The 23,162-nt window shown below is 65.8% G+C and carries 16 protein-coding genes; 6 read left to right on the plus strand and 10 right to left on the minus strand.

Features of this window, described 5'->3' with window-relative positions; all coding sequences use genetic code 11:
• Positions 1–170: 170 nt before the first annotated feature.
• Positions 171–1,769, plus strand: coding sequence for an L-lactate permease (locus tag M3A49_RS03580; RefSeq protein ID WP_266227490.1), 1,599 nt, complete (start codon positions 171–173; stop codon positions 1,767–1,769).
• A gap of 115 nt (positions 1,770–1,884) precedes the next feature.
• Here the strand turns inward: M3A49_RS03580 and bamC are convergent, their stop codons facing one another.
• A complete protein-coding gene (gene bamC, locus M3A49_RS03585; protein ID WP_254352915.1) occupies positions 1,885–3,129 on the minus strand; it encodes an outer membrane protein assembly factor BamC in 1,245 nt (414 codons plus the stop codon).
• Positions 3,130–3,493: 364 nt separating this feature from the next.
• Here bamC and M3A49_RS03590 point away from each other — a divergent pair, with 364 nt between their 5' ends.
• Complete coding sequence (locus M3A49_RS03590; protein WP_266227528.1) at positions 3,494–3,766, plus strand: DUF3443 family protein; 273 nt, start codon at positions 3,494–3,496, stop codon at positions 3,764–3,766.
• Between the two features lie 129 nt (positions 3,767–3,895).
• Here M3A49_RS03590 and M3A49_RS03595 read toward each other — a convergent pair whose 3' ends face one another.
• The gene (locus M3A49_RS03595) at positions 3,896–4,474 is read right to left on the minus strand and encodes a hypothetical protein (RefSeq protein ID WP_266227491.1); all 579 of its coding nucleotides are present in this window, start codon (positions 4,472–4,474) and stop codon (positions 3,896–3,898) included.
• Between the two features lie 120 nt (positions 4,475–4,594).
• Between M3A49_RS03595 and M3A49_RS03600 the strand changes: the two genes are divergently transcribed.
• Both M3A49_RS03600 and M3A49_RS03605 read left to right on the plus strand, forming a co-directional pair.
• A complete protein-coding gene (locus M3A49_RS03600) occupies positions 4,595–6,328 on the plus strand; it encodes a VRR-NUC domain-containing protein (RefSeq protein WP_266227492.1) in 1,734 nt (577 codons plus the stop codon).
• Positions 6,325–8,616 carry an ATP-dependent DNA helicase gene (locus tag M3A49_RS03605; protein WP_266227493.1) on the plus strand — a complete coding sequence of 764 codons (2,292 nt, stop codon included), beginning with the start codon at positions 6,325–6,327 and terminating at the stop codon, positions 8,614–8,616. The genes M3A49_RS03600 and M3A49_RS03605 overlap by 4 nt, the downstream gene beginning before the upstream one ends.
• A gap of 74 nt (positions 8,617–8,690) precedes the next feature.
• Here the strand turns inward: M3A49_RS03605 and M3A49_RS03610 are convergent, their stop codons facing one another.
• From M3A49_RS03610 to xylA, 6 genes are all read right to left on the minus strand, one after another.
• Positions 8,691–11,540, minus strand: coding sequence for an ATP-dependent Clp protease ATP-binding subunit (locus M3A49_RS03610; protein WP_266227494.1), 2,850 nt, complete (start codon positions 11,538–11,540; stop codon positions 8,691–8,693).
• A 488-nt stretch (positions 11,541–12,028) separates the two neighbouring features.
• The gene (locus M3A49_RS03615) at positions 12,029–13,228 is read right to left on the minus strand and encodes a sugar ABC transporter permease (RefSeq protein WP_266227495.1); all 1,200 of its coding nucleotides are present in this window, start codon (positions 13,226–13,228) and stop codon (positions 12,029–12,031) included.
• Entirely contained in the window at positions 13,225–14,778 is a 1,554-nt protein-coding gene (xylG, locus tag M3A49_RS03620) for a D-xylose ABC transporter ATP-binding protein (RefSeq protein ID WP_266227496.1), read from the minus strand. Before xylG ends, M3A49_RS03615 begins: the two co-directional genes overlap by 4 nt.
• Before the next feature lie 82 nt (positions 14,779–14,860).
• Positions 14,861–15,889 (minus strand): D-xylose ABC transporter substrate-binding protein, encoded by a 1,029-nt coding sequence (gene xylF / locus M3A49_RS03625; RefSeq protein ID WP_266227497.1) that lies wholly within the window; start codon positions 15,887–15,889, stop codon positions 14,861–14,863.
• Between the two features lie 195 nt (positions 15,890–16,084).
• Positions 16,085–17,575: a xylulokinase gene (gene xylB / locus M3A49_RS03630; RefSeq protein ID WP_266227498.1), complete on the minus strand. Its 1,491-nt coding sequence runs from the start codon at positions 17,573–17,575 to the stop codon at positions 16,085–16,087.
• 102 nt (positions 17,576–17,677) lie between these two features.
• Positions 17,678–19,000 (minus strand): xylose isomerase, encoded by a 1,323-nt coding sequence (gene xylA, locus M3A49_RS03635; protein ID WP_266227499.1) that lies wholly within the window; start codon positions 18,998–19,000, stop codon positions 17,678–17,680.
• Between the two features lie 311 nt (positions 19,001–19,311).
• On the opposite strand from xylA, the gene M3A49_RS03640 reads away from it, so the two are divergent.
• Both M3A49_RS03640 and M3A49_RS03645 read left to right on the plus strand, forming a co-directional pair.
• The gene (locus tag M3A49_RS03640; protein WP_254352925.1) at positions 19,312–20,523 is read left to right on the plus strand and encodes a XylR family transcriptional regulator; all 1,212 of its coding nucleotides are present in this window, start codon (positions 19,312–19,314) and stop codon (positions 20,521–20,523) included.
• A 59-nt stretch (positions 20,524–20,582) separates the two neighbouring features.
• Complete coding sequence (locus M3A49_RS03645; RefSeq protein ID WP_266227500.1) at positions 20,583–21,683, plus strand: aldose epimerase family protein; 1,101 nt, start codon at positions 20,583–20,585, stop codon at positions 21,681–21,683.
• A gap of 16 nt (positions 21,684–21,699) precedes the next feature.
• Here M3A49_RS03645 and M3A49_RS03650 read toward each other — a convergent pair whose 3' ends face one another.
• Together M3A49_RS03650 and M3A49_RS03655 are read right to left on the minus strand one after the other, a co-directional pair.
• A complete protein-coding gene (locus M3A49_RS03650; RefSeq protein WP_266227501.1) occupies positions 21,700–22,560 on the minus strand; it encodes a 3-hydroxybutyryl-CoA dehydrogenase in 861 nt (286 codons plus the stop codon).
• A gap of 185 nt (positions 22,561–22,745) precedes the next feature.
• Positions 22,746–23,066 carry a DUF190 domain-containing protein gene (locus M3A49_RS03655; RefSeq protein WP_266227502.1) on the minus strand — a complete coding sequence of 107 codons (321 nt, stop codon included), beginning with the start codon at positions 23,064–23,066 and terminating at the stop codon, positions 22,746–22,748.
• Positions 23,067–23,162: the final 96 nt, after the last annotated feature.

A 23,162-nucleotide genomic window follows, 5' to 3' on the forward strand; every position in this document is an offset into this window, starting at 1 on the left:
CTCCTTGACGCTCCCGTTTCGTTATCTATCCTCCAAGTGGGCTAGCGGGGATTGAAGCACCGCCTTAACTCGGCCGCCTGGCCCGGCACTGAACTCCACAGCCGACGAAGCGCCCCGGCGCACGCTGCCGCACTGCGGCGCCGATAACGAACCAGCATAAAGGAGACGTGATGTTCCACCAGCTGTTGACCCCTATCGGCAATTCGCTGCTGTTTTCGTTTCTGATCGCCGTGCTGCCCATTCTCACCGTGCTCGTCCTGCTCGGCTGGGCGCGGCGGCCCGCATGGCAAGCCTCGCTCGCGGGGCTCGTAGTCGGTCTGGTCGTCGCGATCGCCGGCTGGCAGTTTCCGGTCAATCTCGCGATCAGCTCGGTTCTCGCGGGCGTGGTGTTCGCACTCTGGCCGGTGATGTGGATCGTCGTCACCGCAATCCTGCTCTACAACATCGCGCTGCGCTCGGGCCGCTTCGCGGCGTTTCGCATGTGGCTGCTCGACAATCTGCCCAACGACCGGCGCATCGTGCTCGTCGTGGTTGGCTTCTCGTTCGGCGCGTTGTTCGAAGGGATTTCCGGCTTCGGCACGCCGATCGCCATCACGAGCTCGCTGCTCATCATGCTCGGCTTCCCGACGCTCGAGGCCCTGACCTTCACGCTTATCTTCAACACGGCGCCCGTGGCGTTCGGCGCGCTCGGCGTGCCGATCACCGTGCTCGGCGCGGTCACGCACCTGCCCGCCGATCTGCTGGGCCAGATGGTCGGCCGCCAGTTGCCGTTTTTCGCCTTGCTGCTGCCGTTCTATGTCATCGCGATCTACGCGGGCGTGGGCGGCATGCTGCGCATCTGGCCGGTACTGCTCGTCGCGGGCGGCAGCTTCGCCCTCACGCAGTTCGTCACCGCCAACTTCATCAACTACAGCCTCACCGACGTGCTCTCGTCGCTCATCTCGCTGATCCTCACCATCCTGTTCCTGCGCGTATGGAAGCCCGCCCCGGATCCGCGCTTCACGATCAAGGTCGATCGCGCGAGCGAAGCGCGCGGCAGCGTGTCGGGCACGCAGGGCTGGTATCCGTGGATCATCGTGTCGGCCGTCGTGATCATCTGGACCATCGCGAAGGTCTTCACGATCGGCGAGGTGAAAGTGCCGTGGCCGGGCCTCGACAAGGCCGTCTACATCACGCTCTACAACACGCCCTATGGCGCGATCTGGGACTTCCAGCCGCTCGCCACCGGCACGGCGATTCTCGTCGCGGCGATCATCACCGCATTCGTCGTGCGCCTGAAGCCCGCCGATTTCGGCGTCGCGATCGTCGATACCTGGGTACAGACGCGCATCGCCATCCTCACGGTCGCGACCATCGTCGGGCTCGCGTTCCTCATGAACTACTCGGGGCTCACCTATACGCTGGGTCTCGGGGCGGCTTCGGTCGGCGCATTCTTCCCGCTCGTTTCGGCCTTCCTCGGCTGGGTCGCGGTGTTCCTCTCGGGCAGCGACACCTCGGGCAACGCGCTGTTCGGCAACCTGCAGGTGGTGGCCGCGAAACAGCTCAACCTCAATCCCATCCTGATGGCGGCGACCAACTCGTCGGGCGGCGTCATGGGCAAGATGATCTCGCCGCAGAACATCGCAACGGGCGTCGCGACCACGGACCTCAAGGGCCAGGAAGGTCATGTGTTCGCGAAGACGTTCAAGCACTCGATCCTGTTGACGGTGCTGCTCGGCATCCTCGTGTGGCTGCAGCAGAACGTGCTCACCTGGATGATTCCGCACTGAGTACGGCGAGCGCGTGCATGAAAAAAACCCGCCTGCGCAGGCAAGCGCAGGCGGGTTTTCTTTTGCGACATCGGCCGCCCAGCGATTCCAGCGAATGCCGGCTCAAGCGCGATGCTTAGTGCAGTTCGTCGACCACGAGGCTCATGATCTCCTGCGCCGGGCGCGACGCGTCGATCTGGCCGCTGTCGTCCACGATCGCGATGCGCGTCTGGTTGTCGGTCACGGCGCGCACGTTGAGCTTGTACTGCTTCGCGACCTTTTCCTTGCGGCCGTGGAAGATCTGGTTCCAGAAGCCCTGTTCGTCCGAGCTGTGGTCCTTCGGATCGACGTAGCGCACATAGTAGATGCCCTTCGTGCGGTCGCGATCGTCCACCGTGAAGTTCGCGCGATCGAGCGCGATGCCCACGCGCACCCATGCGCGGTCGTACGGCTCGCCGAGCGTGAGTTCCGACGAGGTGTACTGGCCCGACGTGCCCTGCGCGCCCGAGTTCGACGATCCGCTGCCCGATTGCTGGCCCACGGCAGCGACGTTCTGCGCGGCCATGGCGGCGGCAGCGGCGTCCGGAGCATTCTTCTTCGCGTCGGTGCCCTTGCTGTTGGCCTTGGCGTCGGCTTCGGCCGCGACCTGCGCGTCGGGCACGCCCGGCTTCGCGTTCGCGAGCGTCATCATGAGGCGCTTGAGGTACTCGGCTTCGAGCGCGGGATCGTTGGGCTTCGGCACCCACTTGCTGGTGTCGTTATTGGTGCCCGAGAGCTGTTCGCTCAGACCCTTCTGGCTGATGAACACATAGGTGCCGCCGCTGGGCGACGTTTCGAGGCGCGTGCGGTACTTGTTGCGCTCGGCGGTCACGTACGAGTTGCCCGTGGCCCACGAGAGCGTGTTGCGGATGAGGCCGTCGCTGATCTTCGGATGGGTTTCGTTCCAGTCCGTTTCCATCACGCCCTTGTCGCGCTGGTCGACCACGAGCAGAAAGCCTTGTTCCTGCCAGAAGCGGCGCACCTGGGCCCAGACCTGGTCGGGCGCGCGGCTGTCGATGACGAGCCAGCTTTCCGTGCCGTCGCGCTGGATATGCATGCCCGGCACCTGCGGGACCACCTGGCTCTCGTCGGACTGCGGCGCGGCGGCCTGGGTCTGCTTGAGCGAGGACAGCGAGGCCTCGCCGCCCTGCGGCGCGAGCGAGCGTTGGTCGGACGCTTCGTCGAGCATGTTCGGCGGCACAGCGAGCGACGACTGCTTCGCCTTGGCGTCACTACGGTAATCGATCTTGCCTGGCGTCGGCGAGCTGCAGCCGGCGACCAGCCCGCCCGCCATCAGAAGCGCAAGCGCGCGTGCGGCAAGACGTTGATGAAAATCACTCATGTTCGGGTAATCCCTTCGGCTACGCCACGGCCAGTTTCCGTGGATCAACCAAACATTTTACCGGTCCGGCGGCCCGCTGTGCAAAAACCACGGGGTGGCACGCAATCCAGGCCCCGCATCAGCCCCGGCGACACGCGCCGGACCGTGATCGCGACTCCCCAAACCGACCTCGCCGTACCATTCATCTAAGTTCGATCCGACACTACAAGCCTGCTGAGTCGCCGTCAATTTCCTTTAGGATCAACGCACTAACTCCAATCCACGCCAAAACGCCCCTCTGCGCTCTGCCGCCCTGCCAGCCTCAGACGCTTGCGAGGACGACCCCGGCGCTAATTTCACCTCGAAATCTCAATAGAGCTCGACGATCACGCGCTACGGGCCCGGGTATTGCCCGAGTTCGCCTGTCAGCCTCGGCGCGACGATAGCCGGCATCGACGGCGTGGGCGCTTCCGTGACCTTCGCGGTCGCGAGCTCGACGACGCTGCTCGCCAGCGGCAACTGGGCCTTCGGCAATCTCGCTGGCTACAACGGTCGCGCGTTCGGGTGGGGACTGCCGTTCTTCTTCGGGCGCCGCGTGTTCACGGCGATCGCCTCGCAGGTCACGCCCGCAGGAAGCGGACCATTCTTCGCGTTCTGATCGCGCCGGCGGCCGCCGACGTCTCATCGGTCACTAACGACGAAGGCCTCTTGAGAGGCCTTCATGAGCGCAGGTTGTGCGAATGTCGAGCGGATGTAGAAACGCAACCGCGAACAGAGTGCGCCCGCCTTAGTCGTTCGCGGCGTTCGGGTCGGGCGTGGTCTTCGCGAGCTTCGGCGGCGCGAGCCAGCGGAACGTCGCGAGGCCCGACTCGTTGAAGGTGCACTCCGCGGCCGCCGGCGTGACCGCGGCCTTCTTGATGCCGAGTTTCGCGACCAGCGCCGCGACCGGCGTGGTCGGCTTGCCCTCCGGCGCGCCGCCCTGGGCGACCGGAGCGGTGGGAACCGAAATCGTGCCGGGCAGCGCCGCCGCCTGCACCGTCGGCGCGGTGATCGTGGTCGCCTCGTTGGCGCCCTGCGCCGTGGTGGACGACGCTGCCGATGCGGCCGAAGCCGCCGATGCCGACGGCGCCGAGGCAGCCGCGGGAGCCGACGCCGCGCCGTTCTCGAGCCGCCCTTCGATCACCACGCGCGCACCACGATACGTCGTCGCGCTATGCGTGACTTTCAGGTCGCCGAGCGTCGTCTCGGCAAGGCGGCTACGCATCGCCTCTTCGCAGGTGCTGGTGTTGCGGTACTGCGCCGCGCATCCCGCGAGCAGGGTGACGGCGGCCGCGAGGCCGGCGAAGCATGCGTTACGTTTGTTCATCGCTCATCCGTTTTTCAGGCTGCGGCAATTGTAGCGTACGGGGCGGGGAATCCCTGACGGCGCTCGCGCCCGCGTGCGACCCTGCTATCATCGCTGCTGTATATCCGTACAGTGCCGCGCGTGCTTCCCGACTCTCCCGATCCGTTCTACTACCTCGCGAACTTCGAGCGTGCGCTAGCGTGGCTCGATGCGCGCTGCGCCGACCTGTTCGACGACGCCGAGCGCCGCTTCGCCGACGATTTCGCCCAGCTGCCGCAAGCGTCGCGCGCGCTCTTCGTGCGCATGCTGATGCGCAAGGGACCCCATTTCCGCGCGAGCCGTCTCGCGTACGACGAGATCGGCTGTCCGCGCGCGGCGGCGGCACCACTCGTCGCGGCGGGCTGGCTCGACGACACACCCGCGCTCGATCTCGACGCGCTCGCCGCGCTCGTCACGAAAGCCGAACTGCAGGCGCTCGCCGCGCGCCTTGGCATCGCGCCCGAACCGCGCGCCACGCGCGCGGCAACGCTCGAGGCGCTCGATGCACACTATGCCGCCGCGCCCGAGCCGCGCGACTGGCATGCGTGGTTCCCGGCCTCACCCGACACCGTACTGCTGTTCGCGAGCGCCCCGCTCTGCGAGCGCCTGAGGCTCATGTTCTTCGGCAACCTGCATCAGGACTGGTCGGAGTTCGTGCTGGCCGACCTCGGCGTCTTTCGCTACGAAAGCGTGCCCTTCGATCGTGCCTCGCGAGCGTTCCAGCGCCGCGAGGACATCGACGCGTATCTGTCGCTGCGCGATTGCCGCGACGGACTCGAGAGCGCCGCCGAGGCCCTGAACTTCGACGCTGCTGCCGCCATCGCCGCAACACTCGAAGCGCTCGACGCACTGGCCCCGCGCACGCAAGGCAACGTGTGGCTGCGCGCCCGCCACGACAAGCTGCGTCACGCCGCGGGGCTCGCCGCCGAGCGCGCGGGCGAACCCGAACTCGCGTGGCGCGCTTATCTCGACTGCGGTCATCCTGAATCGCGCTACCGCCGCGTGCGTGTGCTCGAACAACTGAACCGCCGCGAGGAAGCGCTGGCGCTCGCGCAGACCATTGCCGATGCGCCCGCAAACGAAGAGGAAGCGCAGCGCGCGGTACGCACGCTCGGCCGTCTCGCACGCACGCGGGCGAAGTCGAAGACGAGCGCCGAGCCGGGGTTCGCCCAGCACGAACTCACGCTGCCCGCGGCGCCTCGCGCACTGCGCGTCGAGGAAGCCGCGCGCATCGCGCTCGCCACGCCGCAAGCGCCCGTGTTCTACGTCGAGAACACGCTGATCAATGCGCTCTTCGGCCTGCTCTGCTGGCCCGCGCTGTTCGCGCCGCTGCCAGGCGCGTTCTTCCATCCGTTCCAGCGCGGCCCCGCCGACCTGCACGCCGCCGACTTCGTCGCACGCCGTGCTTCGCAGTTCGAAACATGCCTCGCCGAACTCGAATCGCACGCCTACCGCGACTCGATTCTGCGGCGCTATGCGGAAAAATCCGGCACCCAGTCACCGTTCGTCGCCTGGCCCGCACTAAGCGACGAACTGCTCACGCTCGCCCTCGACTGCTTCCCCGCCGCCCATCTACGTCTGTGGTTCGAGCGGCTGCTGCGCGAACCCGTTGCCAACCGCTCGGGGCTGCCCGATCTCGTGCGCTTCTCGCCGCTCGAGCGGCGCTACGAACTGATCGAGGTGAAAGGCCCCGGCGACCGTCTGCAGGACAACCAGCGCCGTTGGCTTGCGTATTGCGTGCAGCACGGCATGCCGGTTTCCGTGTTGCAGGTGCGCTGGCCCAGCCTGCCCGACGAAGCCGACGGCAGCGCTGCCCAGGCGCTGCGCGCGCCATGAGCTACGCCGTCGCCGTGCGCACGCTATGCGAGTTCACCGCGAAGCGCGGCGACCTCGACTTGCGCTTCACGCCCTCGCCCGACGCCAGCGATGGCCGCGCCGGCCACGCGGCCATCGCCGCGCGTCGCCCGTCCGGCTACGAGACCGAGATCGCGCTCTGCGGCACGTTCGAGTCGCTCACCGTGCGCGGCCGCGCCGACGGCTACGATCCCGCTCGGCGCAGGCTCGAAGAATTCAAGACCTATCGCGGCGACCTCGATGCGATGCGCGAGAATCAGCGCGCGCTGCACTGGGCGCAGTTGCGCGTCTATGGCGCGCTCCTGTGCGACAAGCTCGGCCTCGATGCGCTCGAACTCGCGCTGGTGTACTACGACATCGGTTCGGGCCGCGAGACGGCGCTCGTCGAGCATGCGAGCGCGTCGGCATTGCGCGCCGCGTTCGAAGCGCAATGCCGTCGCTTCGTCGCATGGGCCGCGCAGGAAAGCGCCCACCGCGCCGCGCGCGACGCCGCGCTCGCCGCGCTGAGCCTGCCGCATCCGCAGTTTCGGCACGGCCAGCGCGATCTTGCCGAAGCGGTCTGGCGCGCGGCGACACAGGGGCGCTGTCTGCTCGCGCAGGCGCCCACCGGCATCGGCAAAACCATCGGCTCGCTCTTTCCGCAATTGAAGGCCTGCCCGCGCGCAGCGATCGACAAGGTCGTGTTTCTGAGCGCGAAAAGCTCAGGGCGTCAGTTGGCGCTCGACGCGCTGGCGACGCTGACAAGCGCGCAAGACGAAGCAAGCGCCGATGCGCAACGAACGAAGGTGCCCTTGCGCGTGCTCGAACTCGTTGCGCGCGAAAAGTCTTGCGAGCATCCCGACGCGGCATGTCATGGCGAATCATGCCCGCTAGCGCGCGGCTTTTACGACCGTCTGCCGGCCGCGCGTGCCGCGGCGCTCGAACGCGTGCGGCTCGATCGCGCGGCACTGCGCGCGGTGGCGAGCGAGCATGCCGTGTGCCCCTACTACCTTGGCCAGGAACTCGCGCGCTGGAGCGACGTGATCGTCGGCGACTACAACTACTGGTTCGACGCGAGCGCCATGCTGTTCATGCTCGCCGCGCACAACCAGTGGCGCGCGAGCGTGCTCGTGGACGAAGCACACAACCTCCCCGAGCGCGCCCGCGCGATGTATTCGGCGGAACTCGTGCAAACGCGCATCGACGCCTTGCGCCGCGCCGCGAGCGCACCGCTCAAGCGCGCGCTCGCACGCCTGCAGAAGCACTGGAACGCACAAAACGCCGTGCAGCCGGGCGCCTGGCGTGCGAGCGACACCTTGCCAGAAGGCCTCGTCGCCGCGCTCGGCGACGTGATCGGGGCGATCGGCGACCAGCTCGCCGAAGCCGCGCTCGTGCGCGACCCCGAACTCGAGCGCTTCTATTTCGACGCCCTGCACTTCACGCGCATTGCCGAAAGCTTCGATACGCATTCGCTCTTCGACGTCACGCCACTGGCGCATCAGAATGCGCGCCGCCCGCGTTCCACGCTCGCGATCCGCAACATCGTGCCGGCGGATGCACTGCGCCCGCGCATCGCCACGGCACACAGCATCGCGCTCTTTTCAGCGACGCTCTCGCCCACGCATTACTACAGCGACATGCTCGGCCTGCCTGCCAACACGGTGAGCATCGACATCGACACGCCGTTTCGCGCCGAGCAGCTCGACGTCCACATCGCCCGCCATATCTCGACGCGATATAAGGACCGCGAACGTTCACTCGAAGCGCTGGTTGGGCGCGTGGCCGCGCAATTTACCGAGCGCCCCGGCAACTATCTGTGCTTTTTCAGCAGCTACGACTATCTGCAGCAAGCCGCCGACGCGTTTGCGGCGCGCCATCCGGAAGTGGACGTCTGGCTCCAGTCGCGCACTATGGACGAGGCGGCCCAGCAGGCCTTCGTCGCGCGCTTCGTGGAAGGCGGCCGCGGCATCGGTTTCGCCGTGCTGGGCGGCGCGTTCGGCGAAGGCATCGACCTGCCGGGCACGCGGCTCATCGGCACGTTCATCGCGACGCTCGGCATGCCGCAGGTGAACGCCGTGAACGAGGCGATGCGCGCACGCATGGATACGCTCTACGGCGACGGCTTCGACTACACCTACCTGATTCCGGGCCTGCGCAAGGTCGTGCAGGCCGCCGGGCGCGTGATCCGCACCGAGCACGATCGCGGCGTCGTGCACCTGCTGGACGACCGCTTCGCGCAGCCCGGCGTGCGCGCGCTGCTGCCCACGTGGTGGCGTATCGCCGCCAGTTAATCTGGATTCCAGATCAATCGTGAAGCAAAAACGGCTCGCGCACTTTTCGGTGTGCGAGCCGTTGCTCCACTCGATCAAGCAGGCTTCGCCTTGCCCCCGCCCTTGCCGCTCTTCTTCGGCGGCGGCGGGGGATCGCCTTCCATGTCGTCGGCCGCAATCTCACTCGCGATTTCGTCGACAGGCGGCATCGCCCCTTTCTTCGCCTTCTTCGCCGGCTTGTTCTCCTTCACGTCGGGCGGCACGGCGACTTTGCTGATCGTGACTTCCTCGTTCGCCTTGTCGTAGCCGATCTCGACGGTATCGCCCGACTGCAGCGCGTCGCCGAGTATCTCTTTGGCAAGACGCGTTTCCACTTCCTGGCGAATCTGCCGCTTGAGTTCGCGCGCGCCGAACTCCGGCTGATAGCCGGCCTCCACGAGATGATCGACGAGCGTCTGGCCCATCAAGAGCGTGATGCCCTGCGCGGCCGCCGTGCGCATGACGCGCTCGAGCTGGATCCGCACGATCGCACGGATGTTGTCGCGCGAGAGCGCATGAAACACGATGATTTCATCGATGCGATTGAGGAACTCAGGCCGGAAATGGCCCTTGAGCACCTTCATCAGTTCGGCACGGATTGTCTTGTCGTCGAGGCGCGACTTCTCGGGGCGCTCGAGGTTGTCCATGATGATCGACGCACCCAGGTTGCTCGTGGCGATCAGAATCGTGTTGCTGAAGTCGACCACGCGACCTTTGCCGTCGGTTAGCCGCCCGTCGTCGAACACCTGCAGCAGCACGTTGTAGACGTCGGCGTGCGCCTTCTCGATCTCGTCGAGCAGAATCACGCTGTACGGGCGGCGCCGCACGCGCTCAGTGAGCTGACCGCCCTCGTCGTAGCCCACGTAGCCCGGCGGCGCGCCAATGAGCCGCGCCACGGCATGGCGCTCCATGTACTCGCTCATGTCGATGCGGATGATGGCCTGCTCGTCGCCGAACACGGTTTCCGCCAGCGCCTTTGCAAGCTCGGTCTTGCCTACGCCGGTCGGCCCGAGGAACAGGAAGGTCGCGATCGGCCGGTTCGACTGGCCGAGACCCGCGCGCGAAAGGCGCACGGCGTCGCTCACGGCGACCACGGCGTCTTGCTGGCCTATCACGCGCTCGCGCAGCGTCTCTTCCATCTTGAGCAGCTTCTGGCGCTCTTCCTGGGTGAGATCCGCGACAGGAATGCCGGTAAGTCGCGACACGACCTCGGCAATCGACGCCACCGTGACTTCGAGTGTTTCCGAACCCGTCTTGCGCTGCCACGCCTCGGTCAGCTCTTCGAGTTTTTCCTGCTTCTCGTTGATGCGCTCCTCGAAACCCTTGGCCTCGTCGAAGCGCTTGCGCGACGCCGCGTAGTCCTGCTCGCGCTTGAGCTGCGCGATCTCCGCTTCGAGTTCCTGCATCTCGGCGGGACGCGAGGTCGAACCGATGCGCACGCGCGCGGCTGCCTGATCGATGAGGTCGATCGCCTTGTCCGGCAAAAAACGCGACGTGATGTAGCGATCCGACAGCTCGGCGGCGGCCACGAAGGCGTCGTCGGCGAAGGTCACTTGATGGTGGGCTTCGAGCTTGTCGCGCAGGCCGCGGAGAATCACGATGGTTTGCTCGACCGTGGGCTCCGGCACGAGCACGGGCTGAAAGCGCCGTTCGAGCGCCGCGTCTTTCTCGATGTACTTTTGATACTCGTTCAGCGTCGTGGCGCCGATGAGACTCAACTCGCCGCGCGCCAGAGCGGGCTTGAGCACGTTGGCGATGTCGAGCCCGCCTTCGCCGCCGCCCTGCCCCGCGCCGACGATCGTGTGCAGTTCGTCGATGAAGAGAATCAACTCGTCGTGTTTTGCAGTCACCTCGTCGATCAGTTGCTTCGCGCGTTCCTCGAACTCGCCGCGATATTTCGCGCCGGCGACCATCGAATTGATGTTCACCTCCACGAGCCGCTTGCCGCGCAGCACCTCGGGCACGTCGCCATTGACGATACGCTGTGCGAGCCCTTCCACGATGGCGGTCTTGCCCACGCCCGGCTCGCCGATCAGCACCGGGTTGTTCTTCTTGCGCCGCGCGAGCACTTCGATCGTGCTCTCGATTTCCTGCGCGCGGCCCAGCACCGGATCGAGCTTGCCTTGCCGCGCCATGGCCGTCAGGTCGCGGCCGAACTTGTCGAGCGTGGGCGTGCCCGTCGGCGCATCCACGCGGCCATCCTCCGCGCCCTTGCCTACCACCTTCACGACCTTCTGGCGCAGCGCCTCGGGCGTCACGCCGTACTTCTTGAGCAGCGCGCCCGCAATGCTGTCGGGCACCGCGGCGAGGCCGATCAGCAGATGCTCGGGTCCGACGTACGAGTGACCGAGATCGCGCGATGCCTGAAACGCGAACTGAAACGCTTTTTTCAGGCGCGGCGAAATCGTCATCTTGTCGATGGGTGCGTCGGGCGAGGCCGTGCCCTTTTGCGCATGCTGATCGATATAGCCTTTGATGTCCTGGGGCGAGAGTTTCAACTCCTTCAGGAGTGCGGCGCACACATCGGTGTCCGCCAGCACGTACAAGAGGTGTTCCGTGTCGAGTTCATTGCGTTGCAATTCGTGGGCTTTTTCCGCGGCGCGCTGCAGGATTTCGAGCGTCTGCTCGCTGAACGCATCGGTCGCGTCGACGGATTCGCGCGGCACCTCGGCGGCGAGGTCGTGCCCCTCGTCGTCGTGCTCGTCCTCGTCGCCTTGTCCGCCGAAGAAGCGCGACAGGCCGCTGCCGCCCAGCAGCGAATCGAACGGGTTGAGCATGCTTTGGTGACGCATCAGTTGGCGGTAGTCGTAGTCGCAGATCGACATGGACTTGCGCTGCCCGTTCTGCACGACAGTCACGCGTGCGACTGCGGGCCGGGTATTACATATTTCGCAAAGAGTGGGCATGGTCGGCTTGTCTCCGGAGGATCGGAATCGCGCCGCCGAAGTTGGCAAAACGCTGGCACAACCTCGCGGCGTGATTCGGTGCAACGCGACCGCTCGCGCAGCGGTTGCACCAGCAAAGCGACAAATCGGCGAGCACGCGCTGGAACACTACGGAGCGGTGCTGTGGCTGACGATGACTTTGCGGGCGGAATGACTCGCGCACATCGCGTGCGTACACCGCCCTGCACAGGTGCGAACGATTGTGGCAGGAAACGATCGCCGGCGCGTCGAACGTGCGCCGTTCAGCGCGAGCTGCTCGATCGGCCACAGCAAAGAAAAAGGGCGGGACATGCGTCCCGCCCTGAGAGCGCGCTCGGGGCGCGCGAGGAGAGCAACTGCGCGTGGCAGTCATCCGCGAGCGATACGTCGCGGTGTCACGCGCGATGCAAGAACACAGTCATGATTTTCATGGCACCAGCAGGGTTGCAATCGTATCTGTCACGCGTTGCTCAGCGGCGGTTCGAGCCCGACACCACGTCGATCCACACGGCAAGCACGAGAATGCCGCCCTTCACAATCATCTGCCAATACGCATCCACGTCGAGCATCGACATGCCGTTGTCGAGGCTCGCCATCACGAGTGCGCCGATCAGCGCGCCATACACGGTGCCAGAACCGCCGCGCATCGACGTGCCGCCGATAAAGCAGGCCGCGATCGCGTCGAGCTCGCCCATCGTGCCCGCCGAGGGCGAACCCGCCGCGAGACGCGCCGTATTGACGATACCCGCGAATGCACACATGAGACCCATGAGCGCGAAGATGACGAGCTTCACGCGATTCGTGTTGACGCCCGAAAGGCGCGTGGCTTCGAGGTTCGAGCCCACCGCATAGATGCGCCGCCCAAACACGGTTTGCGTGGCGATCCATGTGAAGATACCGAGCAGCGCGAGCAGCAGCAGCACAGGCACCGGAATGCCACCATAGCTGTCGAGCATCAGCACGAAGGCAAGCAGGATCGCGCCCGCACCGACAATCTTCACGCCGTCTTGCCAGAGCGGCACGACGCTGAGCTGATAGCGCCTGCGGTTCGCACGTTGGCGCACCGTGAGCACGGCGAGCAGCACGAACAGCGCGAGCGCGAGCACGTCACCCGCCACGCGCGACAGATAGCCCTGACCGAGAAACACGAAGTGATCGGACACCGGCGCAATGGTCGAGCCGCCAGTGATGCCGAGCAGCACGCCGCGAAACGCGAGCATGCCGCCGAGACCCACGATGAACGACGGCACGCGACGGTACGTCGACCACCAGCCGTTGAAGAGTCCGACGAGCACGCCAAGCACGAGCACCACCGGCACGGTCACGCCGATAGGCCAGCCGCGATTCACGTCGAGAATCGCCGCGACGCCGCCGAGCAGGCCCAGCAGCGAGCCGACCGAAAGATCGATCTCGCCCGCGATGATGACGAACACCATGCCGCACGCGAGCATCCCGGTGATCGACATCTGCCGCAGCAGGTTCGACACGTTGCGCGGCGTGACGAACGCGCCATGCGTGAGCACAGAAAAGAACAGCCAGATCACCGCCACTGCGAGCAGCAGCGCGAGGATCTTGTAGCGCGCAAAGAGTTGCTGGAAGCGCATGGCGAAGCCGTTACCGCCTTGCGGCAGGTCTTCGCGTGCGCCCTGGGTCGTGACGTCGGGGGTCATACTGCACTCGCTGTATCGGGTTGGGCGCGCACGCTCTGGATCGCCGCGCCAAGGATGTCTTCCTGCGTGAGGTCTTCGTTGATGAAGTCGCCGCGCAACTCGCCTTCGCCGATCACGAGCACGCGATCGCTGATGCCCAGCACTTCGGGCAATTCGGACGACACCATTACGATCGCCACGCCGCGTTTGGCCAGCTGGAAGATCAGCTTGTAGATTTCGTACTTCGCGCCGACGTCCACGCCGCGCGTCGGCTCGTCGAGGATCAGCACCTTCGGGTCGGTGAGCAGCATCTTGGTGAGCACCGCCTTCTGCTGATTGCCGCCCGAGAGGCTCGCAATCGACAGCATGGGGTTCGCCGCGCGCACCGAAAGGCGCTGCATCTCCGTGCGGATCGTATCGAGTTCGGCGGCCGTGTCGATGCGTCCGTGCCTCGAAAAGCGTTGCAGCACCGAGAGCGTGATGTTGTGGCCCACGCCCAGTTGCGGCACGATGCCGTGGCGCTTGCGGTCCTCGGGCACCATGGCGATGCCCGCGTTGATCGCGTCGAGCGGCGAGCGGATTTTCAGCGGCTTGCCTTCGAGCAGGACCGTGGCCGTGCATGTGCCCGCGTACGCACCGAAGATCGCCTGCATGGTTTCCGTCCGGCCAGCGCCAACGAGCCCGGCTACGCCCAGGACCTCGCCGCGACGCACCGAGAATGAGACGTCGTCCACGCGCTTGCGGCGCGGGTTCGTCACGTCGTAGCAGCTCACGTTGCGGGCCTCGAACACGACCTCGCCGATGTCATGCGGCTCGCGCGGAAAGAGGTTGCGAATCTCGCGCCCCACCATCATCGCAATGATGCGGTCGGTGCTGAGCGTCGCCATCGGCTCGGTGGCCACGTGACGGCCGTCGCGAATCACGCTCACCGTGTCGCACACGGCCTCGACCTCGTCGAGCTTGTGCGAGATGTAGACGCACGCCACGCCGCGGCGCTTCAGGTCGCGCACGATGTCGAGCAGGATCTTCGTTTCCGCCGCCGTAAGTGAAGACGACGGCTCGTCGAGAATCAGCAGCTTCGCGCGCTTGTTCAGCGCTTTCGCGATCTCGATGAGCTGTTGATGGCCTCCGCCATAGTTCATCACCGGCTGCGCCACATTGATGGCGTCGATGTTCAGCTCGCGCAGCAATTCGTCGGCGCGCTGGTACATCGCCGCGTAATTCATGCGGCCGCCCGGGAGCGTGATTTCGTTGCCGAGAAAGATGTTCTCGGCCACCGATAGCTCGGGCACGAGCATCAGCTCCTGGTGGATGATGACGATGCCCGCGCGCTCGGTATCGCGCACGCTTTGCGCTTCGAGCGGCGCGCCTTCCCAACGGATTTCGCCGCTCCAGGTGCCGTGCGGGTACACGCCCGAGAGCACTTTCATGAGCGTGGATTTGCCGGCGCCGTTCTCGCCGCACAGGCCCACGCATTCGCCGGGCCGCACGGTGAGATCGATGCCGTCGAGCGCTTTCACGCCCGCAAAGGACTTGACGATGCCGCGCATCGTCAGCAAGGGTTCGGTCATACGCTGGTTACTCGCTGCGATGGCCCGCGCGCGACGCAGTTGCCACACCTCCTGGCGCGCGCGGGCCGTCAGGCCATAAGCGTTACTGGCTTGCCAGTTGCGCCTGCGTGTAGAAGCCGTCCTTCACGACGACGTCCACGTTGCTCTTCGTGAGCAGCGTCGGCTGCAGCAGCACCGTATCGACCTTCTTCTTGCCGTTGTCGTACTGCGCGTTGTACGCGGGCTTCTGGCCCTTCGCGAGGTCGACGGCGAGCTTTGCGGCTTCGCCCGCGATGAGCTTGAGCGGCTTGTAGACCGTCATGGTCTGCGTGCCCGCCACCACGCGCTTGACCGCCGCGAGGTCCGCGTCCTGGCCCGACACCGGCACCTTGCCCGCGAGATGCTGCGCGGCGAGTGCCTGGATCGCGCCGCCCGCCGTGCCGTCGTTCGAGGCGACGACTGCGTCGATCTTGTTGTTGTTCGCGGTGAGCGCGTCTTCCATGATGCGCAACGCCGTCGAAGCGCTCCACTCCGGCACCCACTGCTGGCCAACCACCTTGATGTCGCCGCGGTCGATAGCGGGCTTGAGGACCTTCAGTTGTCCTTCACGCAGCATCTTCGCGTTGTTGTCGGTCGGCGCGCCGCCCAGCAGGAAGTAATTGCCCTTGGGCTGCGCGTCGAAGACACCCTTCGCCTGAAGCTCGCCCACCTTCTCGTTGTCGAACGAGATGTACGCGTCGATATCGGCGTCGAGAATCAGGCGGTCGTACGAAACGACCTTGATGCCTGCCTTCTTCGCTTCGGCGACGACATTGCCGAGCGTCTTCGAGTTGAACGGAACGATCACGATGACGTCGACGCCACGCGAAATGAGATTTTCGATCTGCGAGATCTGGCGTTCTTCGCTAGCGTCGGCCGACTGCACCGACACCTTCGCGCCCATCTTTTCCGCGGCAGCGACGAAGTAGTCGCGGTCGCGCGACCAGCGCTCGACACGCAGGTCGTCGATACAGAAGCCAATCTCAGGATGATCCTTGCTCGCGTGCGCAAGCGGTGCGGCAAGCGACAGGCTCGCGAGCACGGCCCCGCATACGAGCGAACTCAGAACCGAACGACGTTTGGCGAAATTCATGTCTCCAGACTCCTCTTGATGCCGGTGCGCGGGCGCGCGCGAACGCGTCGCCGCCGCGGCGATGGTTTTCAGGTTGTTGCCGATGTAATTGCGGAACACACGCGAAACGGCACAGCGTGCGGTATAACCGTAGGACGACTAATCAGCTGCACGACTACACTGGCCGTGCAGTTTTTCCTTCGCCGGCGCCGCTAGTCAGGCGCCGGTGGCGAAAACCGGTTCGAGCGCGCGATACAGCGCGCTAAAGGTTGGACGGCGCGCCTCGCGATACCAGGCATGGCGTGCGGCGTCAGGTTCGCGAACTGCCAGCACGGGCGGCTGCGGGCACACTTCGTCGAGCGTCGCACCCGGTTCGAGCGCGAGATGCGCGAGGCGCGCGGCACCCAGCGCGGGCCCCACCTCGCCGCCTGCGCGCAACGTGAGCGCGCGGCCGCTGATATCGGCGAGCATCTGCGTCCACCAGGCGCTGCGCGAGCCGCCGCCTATGACGGTGATCGTGTCCGGCACGAGCCCCGCCGCGTGCAATGCGTCCATGCCGTCGAGCAGCGCGAAACCCACGCCTTCCAGGGTTGCGTTAGCCAGATCGGCGCGCGAAGTCTGCGGGGTCATGCCGTAGAACACGCCCTTCGCGTTGACGTTGTTGTGCGGCGTGCGCTCGCCGCTGAGATACGGCAGGAACCACGGCCGGCGCGCGTCGCGCTCGGCGTTCGAGTTCGCCTGCGCATCGGCGAGCAACGCGGCAACATTTTCATAACCCGTCAACTGCGCCGTGAAGTCAAGGCAACTGGCCGCGTTGAGCATCACGGACATCAGGTGCCACGTGTGCGGCAACGCATGGCAGAAGCTGTGAACCGCGGAATCGGGATTGGCGAGAAAGCCGTCCGACACTGCGAAATAGACACCCGACGTGCCGAGCGAAAGCATCGCGTCGCCGGGCCGCACGATGCCCACGCCCACGGCGCCCGCCGCGTTGTCGCCGCCGCCCGCCACCACCGGAATTTCGCGCAGGCCGAATTGGCGAGCAAGTTCGGGCCGCAGCGTGCCGGTCACCTGGTTGCCTTCGAATACGTCCGGCATCTGTGCACGCATGAGGCCGCAGGCCGAAAGCAGCGTATCGCTATAGTCGCGCTTCGCAATGTCGAGCCACAGCGTGCCGGCGGCATCGGACGGATCGGTGGCGAACATGCCCGTGAGCAGCCAGCGCAAATAGTCCTTCGGCAACAGCAAGTGCGCGATGCGCGCGAAAATGTCCGGCTCGTGCTTGCGCACCCAAAGCAGCTTCGGCGCCGTGAAGCCCGGCATCGCGAGATTGCCTGCAATGGCATGCAACTGCGGCACGGCGCGTTCCAGCTCGATACATTCGGTATCAGAACGACCGTCGTTCCACAGAATGGCGGGACGAAGCACCTCGCCCTGCGCGTCGAGCAGCGTCGCGCCGTGCATCTGGCCGGTCAGGCCGAGCGCCTCGATGCGCGCCGGCTCGATGCCGCGCCCGCGCGCCTCGTCAACGAGTGCACGCAATGCGCTTTGCGTGGCGAGCCACCAGTCTTGCGGCGCCTGCTCGGACCAGCGCGGCTGTGGCCGGCTCACGGTGAGCGGCGTGCTCGCGCTGCCGAGCACTTCGCCCGCGCGGTCGAGCAGCACGGCCTTCACGCCCGACGTGCCGAGGTCGATACCGATGAACATGTCTCCGTCCTGATTTTTTGCGTCAGTTTGCCTTCAACGGCAAGCGGCGCAATTGCGAATTTGACGGCGCGCGCTAATGTTTTTTCGCGCGCCGTGGCACGGCTAGCGCTGGCCGTAGATGGCCTGGTTCACGACGTTCTCGAGCCGCTCCTGCTGGCCGCTCGCGTGCTGCGGATTCATTCCGTGCGAGAGTGCGTCGGCGGCGAGCGACGAAAGCGAATAGCCGCCCGCGAGAATCTTGCGGCCAAACTCGCTGTCCCAGGCCGAGTAACGCTGAGCGCGGAACTGCTCGAGCCGGTCGTTTGCCACGAGCGACGCGCCGCGCTCGAGCGCCAGCGCGAGCACGTCGATCGCGCCCACGTGACCATAGAACAAGTCTTCCGGATCGATGCTTGCGCGACGCACCTTGGCGTCGAAGTTCATGCCGCCCGTGGTGAAGCCGCCGTGGCGCAGGATCTCGTAGAACGCGAGCGTCAGCTCTTCGACGCTGTTCGGGAACTGGTCCGTATCCCAGCCGTTTTGCGGGTCGCCGCGATTCGCGTCGACGCTGCCGAACACGCCCAGTGCGAACGCAGTGGCGATTTCGTGATGGAACGAGTGGCCCGCGAGCGTCGCGTGATTGGCCTCGATATTCACCCGGATGTCGTTTTGCAGACCGTATTGCGTGAGGAAGCCGTGCACCGTCGCAACGTCGTAGTCGTACTGGTGCTTGGTCGGCTCCTGCGGCTTCGGCTCGATCAGCAGCGTGCCGGTGAAGCCGGTGCGGTGCTTGTGCTCGACCACCATCGAAAGGAAGCGTGCGAACTGCTCGCGCTCGCGCTTGAGGTCGGTATTGAGCAGCGTGTCATAGCCTTCGCGGCCGCCCCACAGCACGTAGTTCTCGCCGCCCAGCTTGCGCGTCGCGTCGAGCGCATGACAAACCTGAGTGGCCGCGTAGGCGAAGACTTCGGGGTTGGGGTTGGTGGCGGCGCCGCCGGCGTAGCGCGGATTCGAAAACAGGTTGGCGGTGCCCCAGAGCAGCTTCACACCGCTCGCCTGCTGGCGCTCGCCGAGGTAATCGACCATGCGCTTGAAGTTTTCCGTGTAGTCCTTCAGGTCCTTGCCTTCCGGAGCGACATCGGTGTCGTGGAACGTGTAATAAGGTGTGCCTAGTTTCGAGAAAAACTCGAACGCCGCGTCGGCCTTCTGGTGCGCGCGCTCCATGGCGTCGCCGGGCTGCTGCCACGGGCGGTGAAACGCGCCCTGTCCGAAGATGTCGTTGCCGGGCCAGACGAACGAATGCCAGTAGCACACCGCGATGCGCAGATGCTCTTCGAGCGTCTTGCCGAGCACCTTCCTGGTACGGTCGTAGTAATGGTACGCAAGCGGATTGTCCGACTGCGGGCCTTCGTATCGAATGGCGGGGATATGTTCGAAATACGACATGATGTCTCCAATGTTGTTGCAGCGCAGCGGCGCAGCGTGCATCCCTCTGTGTGACGCCATACTGCCCGCGACGCGCAAAGCGCGGCAATTGCGAAATTGCGTGAGACCTTTAACGTTTCCTGCCGACGGGCGTGGCCGGCGTGCCCGCGAACCCGAATGTGGGCCTAAAATAACCGGACGCTTAAAAACGACGCGCCGCAGGCGCCAGAGACATCGTAGCGCGGTGCACATTTGCGCGCACCGCGCCCGAACTGGAGACATGGCGGTTTTCCGCCGGCGTTCCGCGCCGGGCGAACAGCCGCCGACACGATATGACCCGTGCCCCCGCTTCCCAGACGCCCCACCGCATCGCGCTGCTCTTCAACGCGAATAAGGTGTACGACCGCGAGATCATTGCGGGGATTGGCCACTATCTGCGCTCCACGCGCGTCGCGTGGGACCTTTTTCTCGAGGAAGACTTCCGCTGCCGCCTGGCGGGCATCGAGCGCTTCGACGGGGACGGCATCATCGCCGACTTCGACGACCCCGACGTGGCCGACGCCCTGCGCGGCTGCCCGCTGCCGGTGGTCGCCGTGGGCTCGTCATTCGAGGATGCCGGCCACTACCCGGCCGACGTGCCCTATATCGCGACCGACAACCGCAAACTGGTCTCGCTCGCGTGGACGCATCTGATCGGCGCGGGCCTGCCGAATCTCGCGATGTACAGCCTGCCCGTCGCGCAGGAGAACCGCTGGGCGCAGGAGCGCGAACTGGCGTTCGAGGCGATCGCCCGCGAAGAAGGCGTACAGGCGCCGATCTACCGCGGCCAGGCCACCAGCGCCAGCGCCTGGAACCAGGCCATCGAGCAGTTGAGCGTCTGGCTGCATAGCCTGCCCAAGCCCGTGGGCGTGATCGCCGTGACCGACGCACGGGCGCGGCATTTGTTGCAGGCGTGTCTGATTCACGGCATTGCCGTGCCCGAGCAGGTGGCGATCATCGGCATCGACAACGATCCGCTCACCCGTACGCTCACCCGCATTCCGCTCTCGTCGGTCATTCAGGGCACGGAAGAAATGGGCAAGACCGCCGCCCACTTGCTGCATCAGATGCTGCGCGGCGCACGCTTTCCGGGCCAACGCATTCTGGTTCCGCCCGTCGGCATCAATGTGCTCGAATCGACCCGGCACGAACCGCTGTCGAGCCCGCATGTCATGCGTGCTCGCCACTTCATCCGCCAGTACGCCTGCCAGGGCATCAAGACCGAGCAGGTGGCCGACTACGTGGGCGTATCGCGCTCGTCGCTGGAGGAATATTTCCGGCGTGAACTGCAGTGCACGGTCCACCAGGAAATCCTGCGCCACAAGCTCGACGCCGCCAAGGCGATGCTCGCGAGCCGCGACGCCTCGAGCGCGGAGGTGGCGATCCGCTGCGGATTCACGTCGCTGCAGTACATGTATGCCGTATTCCGGCGCGAGCTGGGATGCACGCCGCGCGAATATCAGGACAGTGTCGCGAACGCTTCGGGTCCACGCCTGTCCACTTGATGAAGCGGCTTCGGCCCATCCCGGACAATCACGCTTTCTTCATACGTTCCCTTCACCTCATGAACACTCTTGCTGCCCATCTGACCTCCGAACCGTGGGGCGCCCTGCCCGGCGGCGACGCCGTGCGGCTCTACACGCTGCGCAACGCGCAGGGCATGAAGGTGACGGTCAGCGACCTCGGCGCGACGCTCGTCTCATGGCTCGCGCCCGATCGCGCCGGCCGCCTCGCGGACATCATGCTCGGCCACGACACGCCGGCGGACTATCTCTCGGCCACCACGTACATGGGCGGCCTGGTCGGGCGCTGGGCCAACCGCATCGCGGGTGCGCATTTCACGCTGGACGGCATCGACTATCCACTCGATCGCAACGAGAACGGCAATCTGCTGCACGGCGGCGCGAACGGTTTTCATCGGCAGATGTGGCAGGTGGAAGAGGATCGGGGCTCGCTGGTGCTGCGGCTCGACTCGCCCGAAGGCGACGGCGGCTTTCCGGGCAACGTGAGCGTGCAGGTGCGCTATACGCTCGACGACGAAGGCACGCTGACGCTCGAATACGAGGGCGTGTCCGACGCGCCTACGCCGCTGAATCTCACGAGCCACGGCTACTTCAACCTTTCCGGCGAGGCGAGCCCGGACATTCGCGGCCACGTGCTGACGATCGACGCGGACGCCTTCCTCGAAGTCGATCCGCAGTTGATTCCCGTGCGCATTGCCGACGTCTCGGGCAGCGCCTTCGACTTCCGCCATGGCGCGCCGCTCGGCGCACGCCTCGACTGGCCGCATGCCCAGCTCGAGCGCGCACGCGGTTTCGACCACTGCTACGTGCTGCGCGCGCCCGAGAGCACGGCAGGCACGCTGCACGCCGCGCCGGGGCTATGGCCTGTGCGGCCGGTGGCGCGCGTCTACGAGCCGGGCAGCGGACGCGAGCTTGCCGTCTCGACCGACCAGCGCGGCCTGCAACTCTATACGGGGAATTATCTGGAGGGGCAGCCGGGACGCCGGGGCGCGACGTGCGCGCGCTATGCGGGGGTGTGCCTCGAAGCGGGCGGCTTCCCGAACCAGATCAACATGGAAGCGCCCGCCTGCGACGAAGTGGTGCTGCAGCCCGGCAAGACGTATCGGCAGGTCACGCAATACCGCGTGAGCGTGCTCCCCTGAAGCCGGGCGCCCGGCTTCAGGACACTTTGTCGTACTGATATACGCCTCGGCCGGTCTTGCGGCCGAGCTGGCCCGCCGCGACCATCTCGCGCAGCAGCGGGCACGCACGATACTTCGAGTCGCCGAAGTCCTTCAGGAATACATCCATCACCGAAAGACACACGTCGAGGCCGATCAGGTCCGCCAGCGCGAGCGGGCCGATCGGATGATTGGCGCCGAGCTTCATGCCGGCGTCGATTTCCTCGGCGCTCGCAATGCCTTCCGCGAGCACGAAAAACGCTTCGTTGATCATCGGCACCAGAATGCGGTTCACCACGAAGCCCGGCGCGTTCTTCACGGCGATCGGCGTCTTCTCGAGGCGCAGCGCCATTTCGCGCACCGACTCCGCCACGTCCGGGCGCGTCTGCAAGCCGCGGATCACCTCGACGAGCGGCATCATCGGCACCGGGTTGAAGAAGTGCATGCCGATGAAGCGCGACGGGTCGGCGAGCGTGGTCGCGAGCGCCGTGATCGAGATCGACGAGGTGTTCGACGCGACGATCGCGTCGGGGCGGACCGCGGCTTCGATCTGCTTGAGAATGCGCGTCTTGAGCTCGGCGTTCTCGGTCGCCGCCTCGATCACGAGATCGACGCTCACGAGTCGCTGGTAGTCGGTGCTCGTTTCGATGCGTGCGAGCGCGGCGTCGCGCGCGCCGGCGTCGAGCTTGCCCTTCGAGACGAGTCGCTCGAGGCTATGGGTGAGCGTGGCGACGCCCTTGGCGAGCGCCGCATCGGTGACATCGATCATCACCGCCTTGAGCCCCGCCACTGCCACCGCCTGGGCGATGCCGTTGCCCATCGTGCCTGCGCCCACGATCCCTACCGATTCGATTGCCATGCCTCGTCCTCGCTCCTTGTCTGCGACCCCGGCGTGTCGCTATGGAAAATGCCGGTCATGCGGCGCAACGCGTGGTGCACCGCACCAATACCCACAGTGTAACGGGTTGCGGGAGTCGACCGGAACTCGCATGACGGGGGCACCTGTAGCAAAGTGCCTGCGCGGCGGCGTGAAGACCCTGCCGGTCAGGCGCCGCCGATCCGGCCGTAGTCGATTGCAGTGCGTGTATAGAAGAGTTCGACGCCGCCCGCTTCCAGTGTGACGAGGAGCGCGTCGATGGAGGGCTCGTCGGCGACGATCAGCACCACGGTGGGCTCGTCGGCCAAATCGAAGAAGTGGGCGGCGTGCATCTTTCCGTGGGCGTCGAGGCCTTCGTAGCCTTCCAGCACGGTGATGCCGTAGACGCCCTGCGCACGCGCGGCGTCGATGATCCACGCGACCGCCGACTTGTGGCCCTTCTTGTGCTTGCGGCTCGTGTAGAGCGTGAGTTGACTGCCTGCGGGCATGGGCACCTCCATGCAGTCGGAAATCCAGTCATTAAGCGCCGCGCGACAGGCGGCATGCAAAAAAATTCTAGCACGCGCCCTGACACACGCCGGCAT

The sequence above is a fragment of the Paraburkholderia sp. CNPSo 3076 genome, from assembly GCF_026343935.1.
GTDB lineage: Bacteria > Pseudomonadota > Gammaproteobacteria > Burkholderiales > Burkholderiaceae > Paraburkholderia > Paraburkholderia nodosa.

Bases quoted from the DNA above. Each gene is read 5' to 3' on its own strand.
- M3A49_RS03610 (WP_266227494.1), bottom strand. From the start codon at position 11,540: ATGCCCACTCTTTGCGAAATATGTAATACCCGGCCCGCAGTCGCACGC.
- M3A49_RS03640 (WP_254352925.1), top strand. From the start codon at position 19,312: ATGACCCGTGCCCCCGCTTCCCAGACGCCCCACCGCATCGCGCTGCTC.
- xylG (WP_266227496.1), bottom strand. From the start codon at position 14,778: ATGACCGAACCCTTGCTGACGATGCGCGGCATCGTCAAGTCCTTTGCG.
- M3A49_RS03605 (WP_266227493.1), top strand. From the start codon at position 6,325: ATGAGCTACGCCGTCGCCGTGCGCACGCTATGCGAGTTCACCGCGAAG.
- M3A49_RS03655 (WP_266227502.1), bottom strand. From the start codon at position 23,066: ATGCCCGCAGGCAGTCAACTCACGCTCTACACGAGCCGCAAGCACAAG.
- M3A49_RS03650 (WP_266227501.1), bottom strand. From the start codon at position 22,560: ATGGCAATCGAATCGGTAGGGATCGTGGGCGCAGGCACGATGGGCAAC.
- xylA (WP_266227499.1), bottom strand. From the start codon at position 19,000: ATGTCGTATTTCGAACATATCCCCGCCATTCGATACGAAGGCCCGCAG.
- bamC (WP_254352915.1), bottom strand. From the start codon at position 3,129: ATGAGTGATTTTCATCAACGTCTTGCCGCACGCGCGCTTGCGCTTCTG.
- M3A49_RS03580 (WP_266227490.1), top strand. From the start codon at position 171: ATGTTCCACCAGCTGTTGACCCCTATCGGCAATTCGCTGCTGTTTTCG.
- M3A49_RS03645 (WP_266227500.1), top strand. From the start codon at position 20,583: ATGAACACTCTTGCTGCCCATCTGACCTCCGAACCGTGGGGCGCCCTG.
- xylB (WP_266227498.1), bottom strand. From the start codon at position 17,575: ATGTTCATCGGTATCGACCTCGGCACGTCGGGCGTGAAGGCCGTGCTG.
- M3A49_RS03595 (WP_266227491.1), bottom strand. From the start codon at position 4,474: ATGAACAAACGTAACGCATGCTTCGCCGGCCTCGCGGCCGCCGTCACC.
- M3A49_RS03615 (WP_266227495.1), bottom strand. From the start codon at position 13,228: ATGACCCCCGACGTCACGACCCAGGGCGCACGCGAAGACCTGCCGCAA.
- xylF (WP_266227497.1), bottom strand. From the start codon at position 15,889: ATGAATTTCGCCAAACGTCGTTCGGTTCTGAGTTCGCTCGTATGCGGG.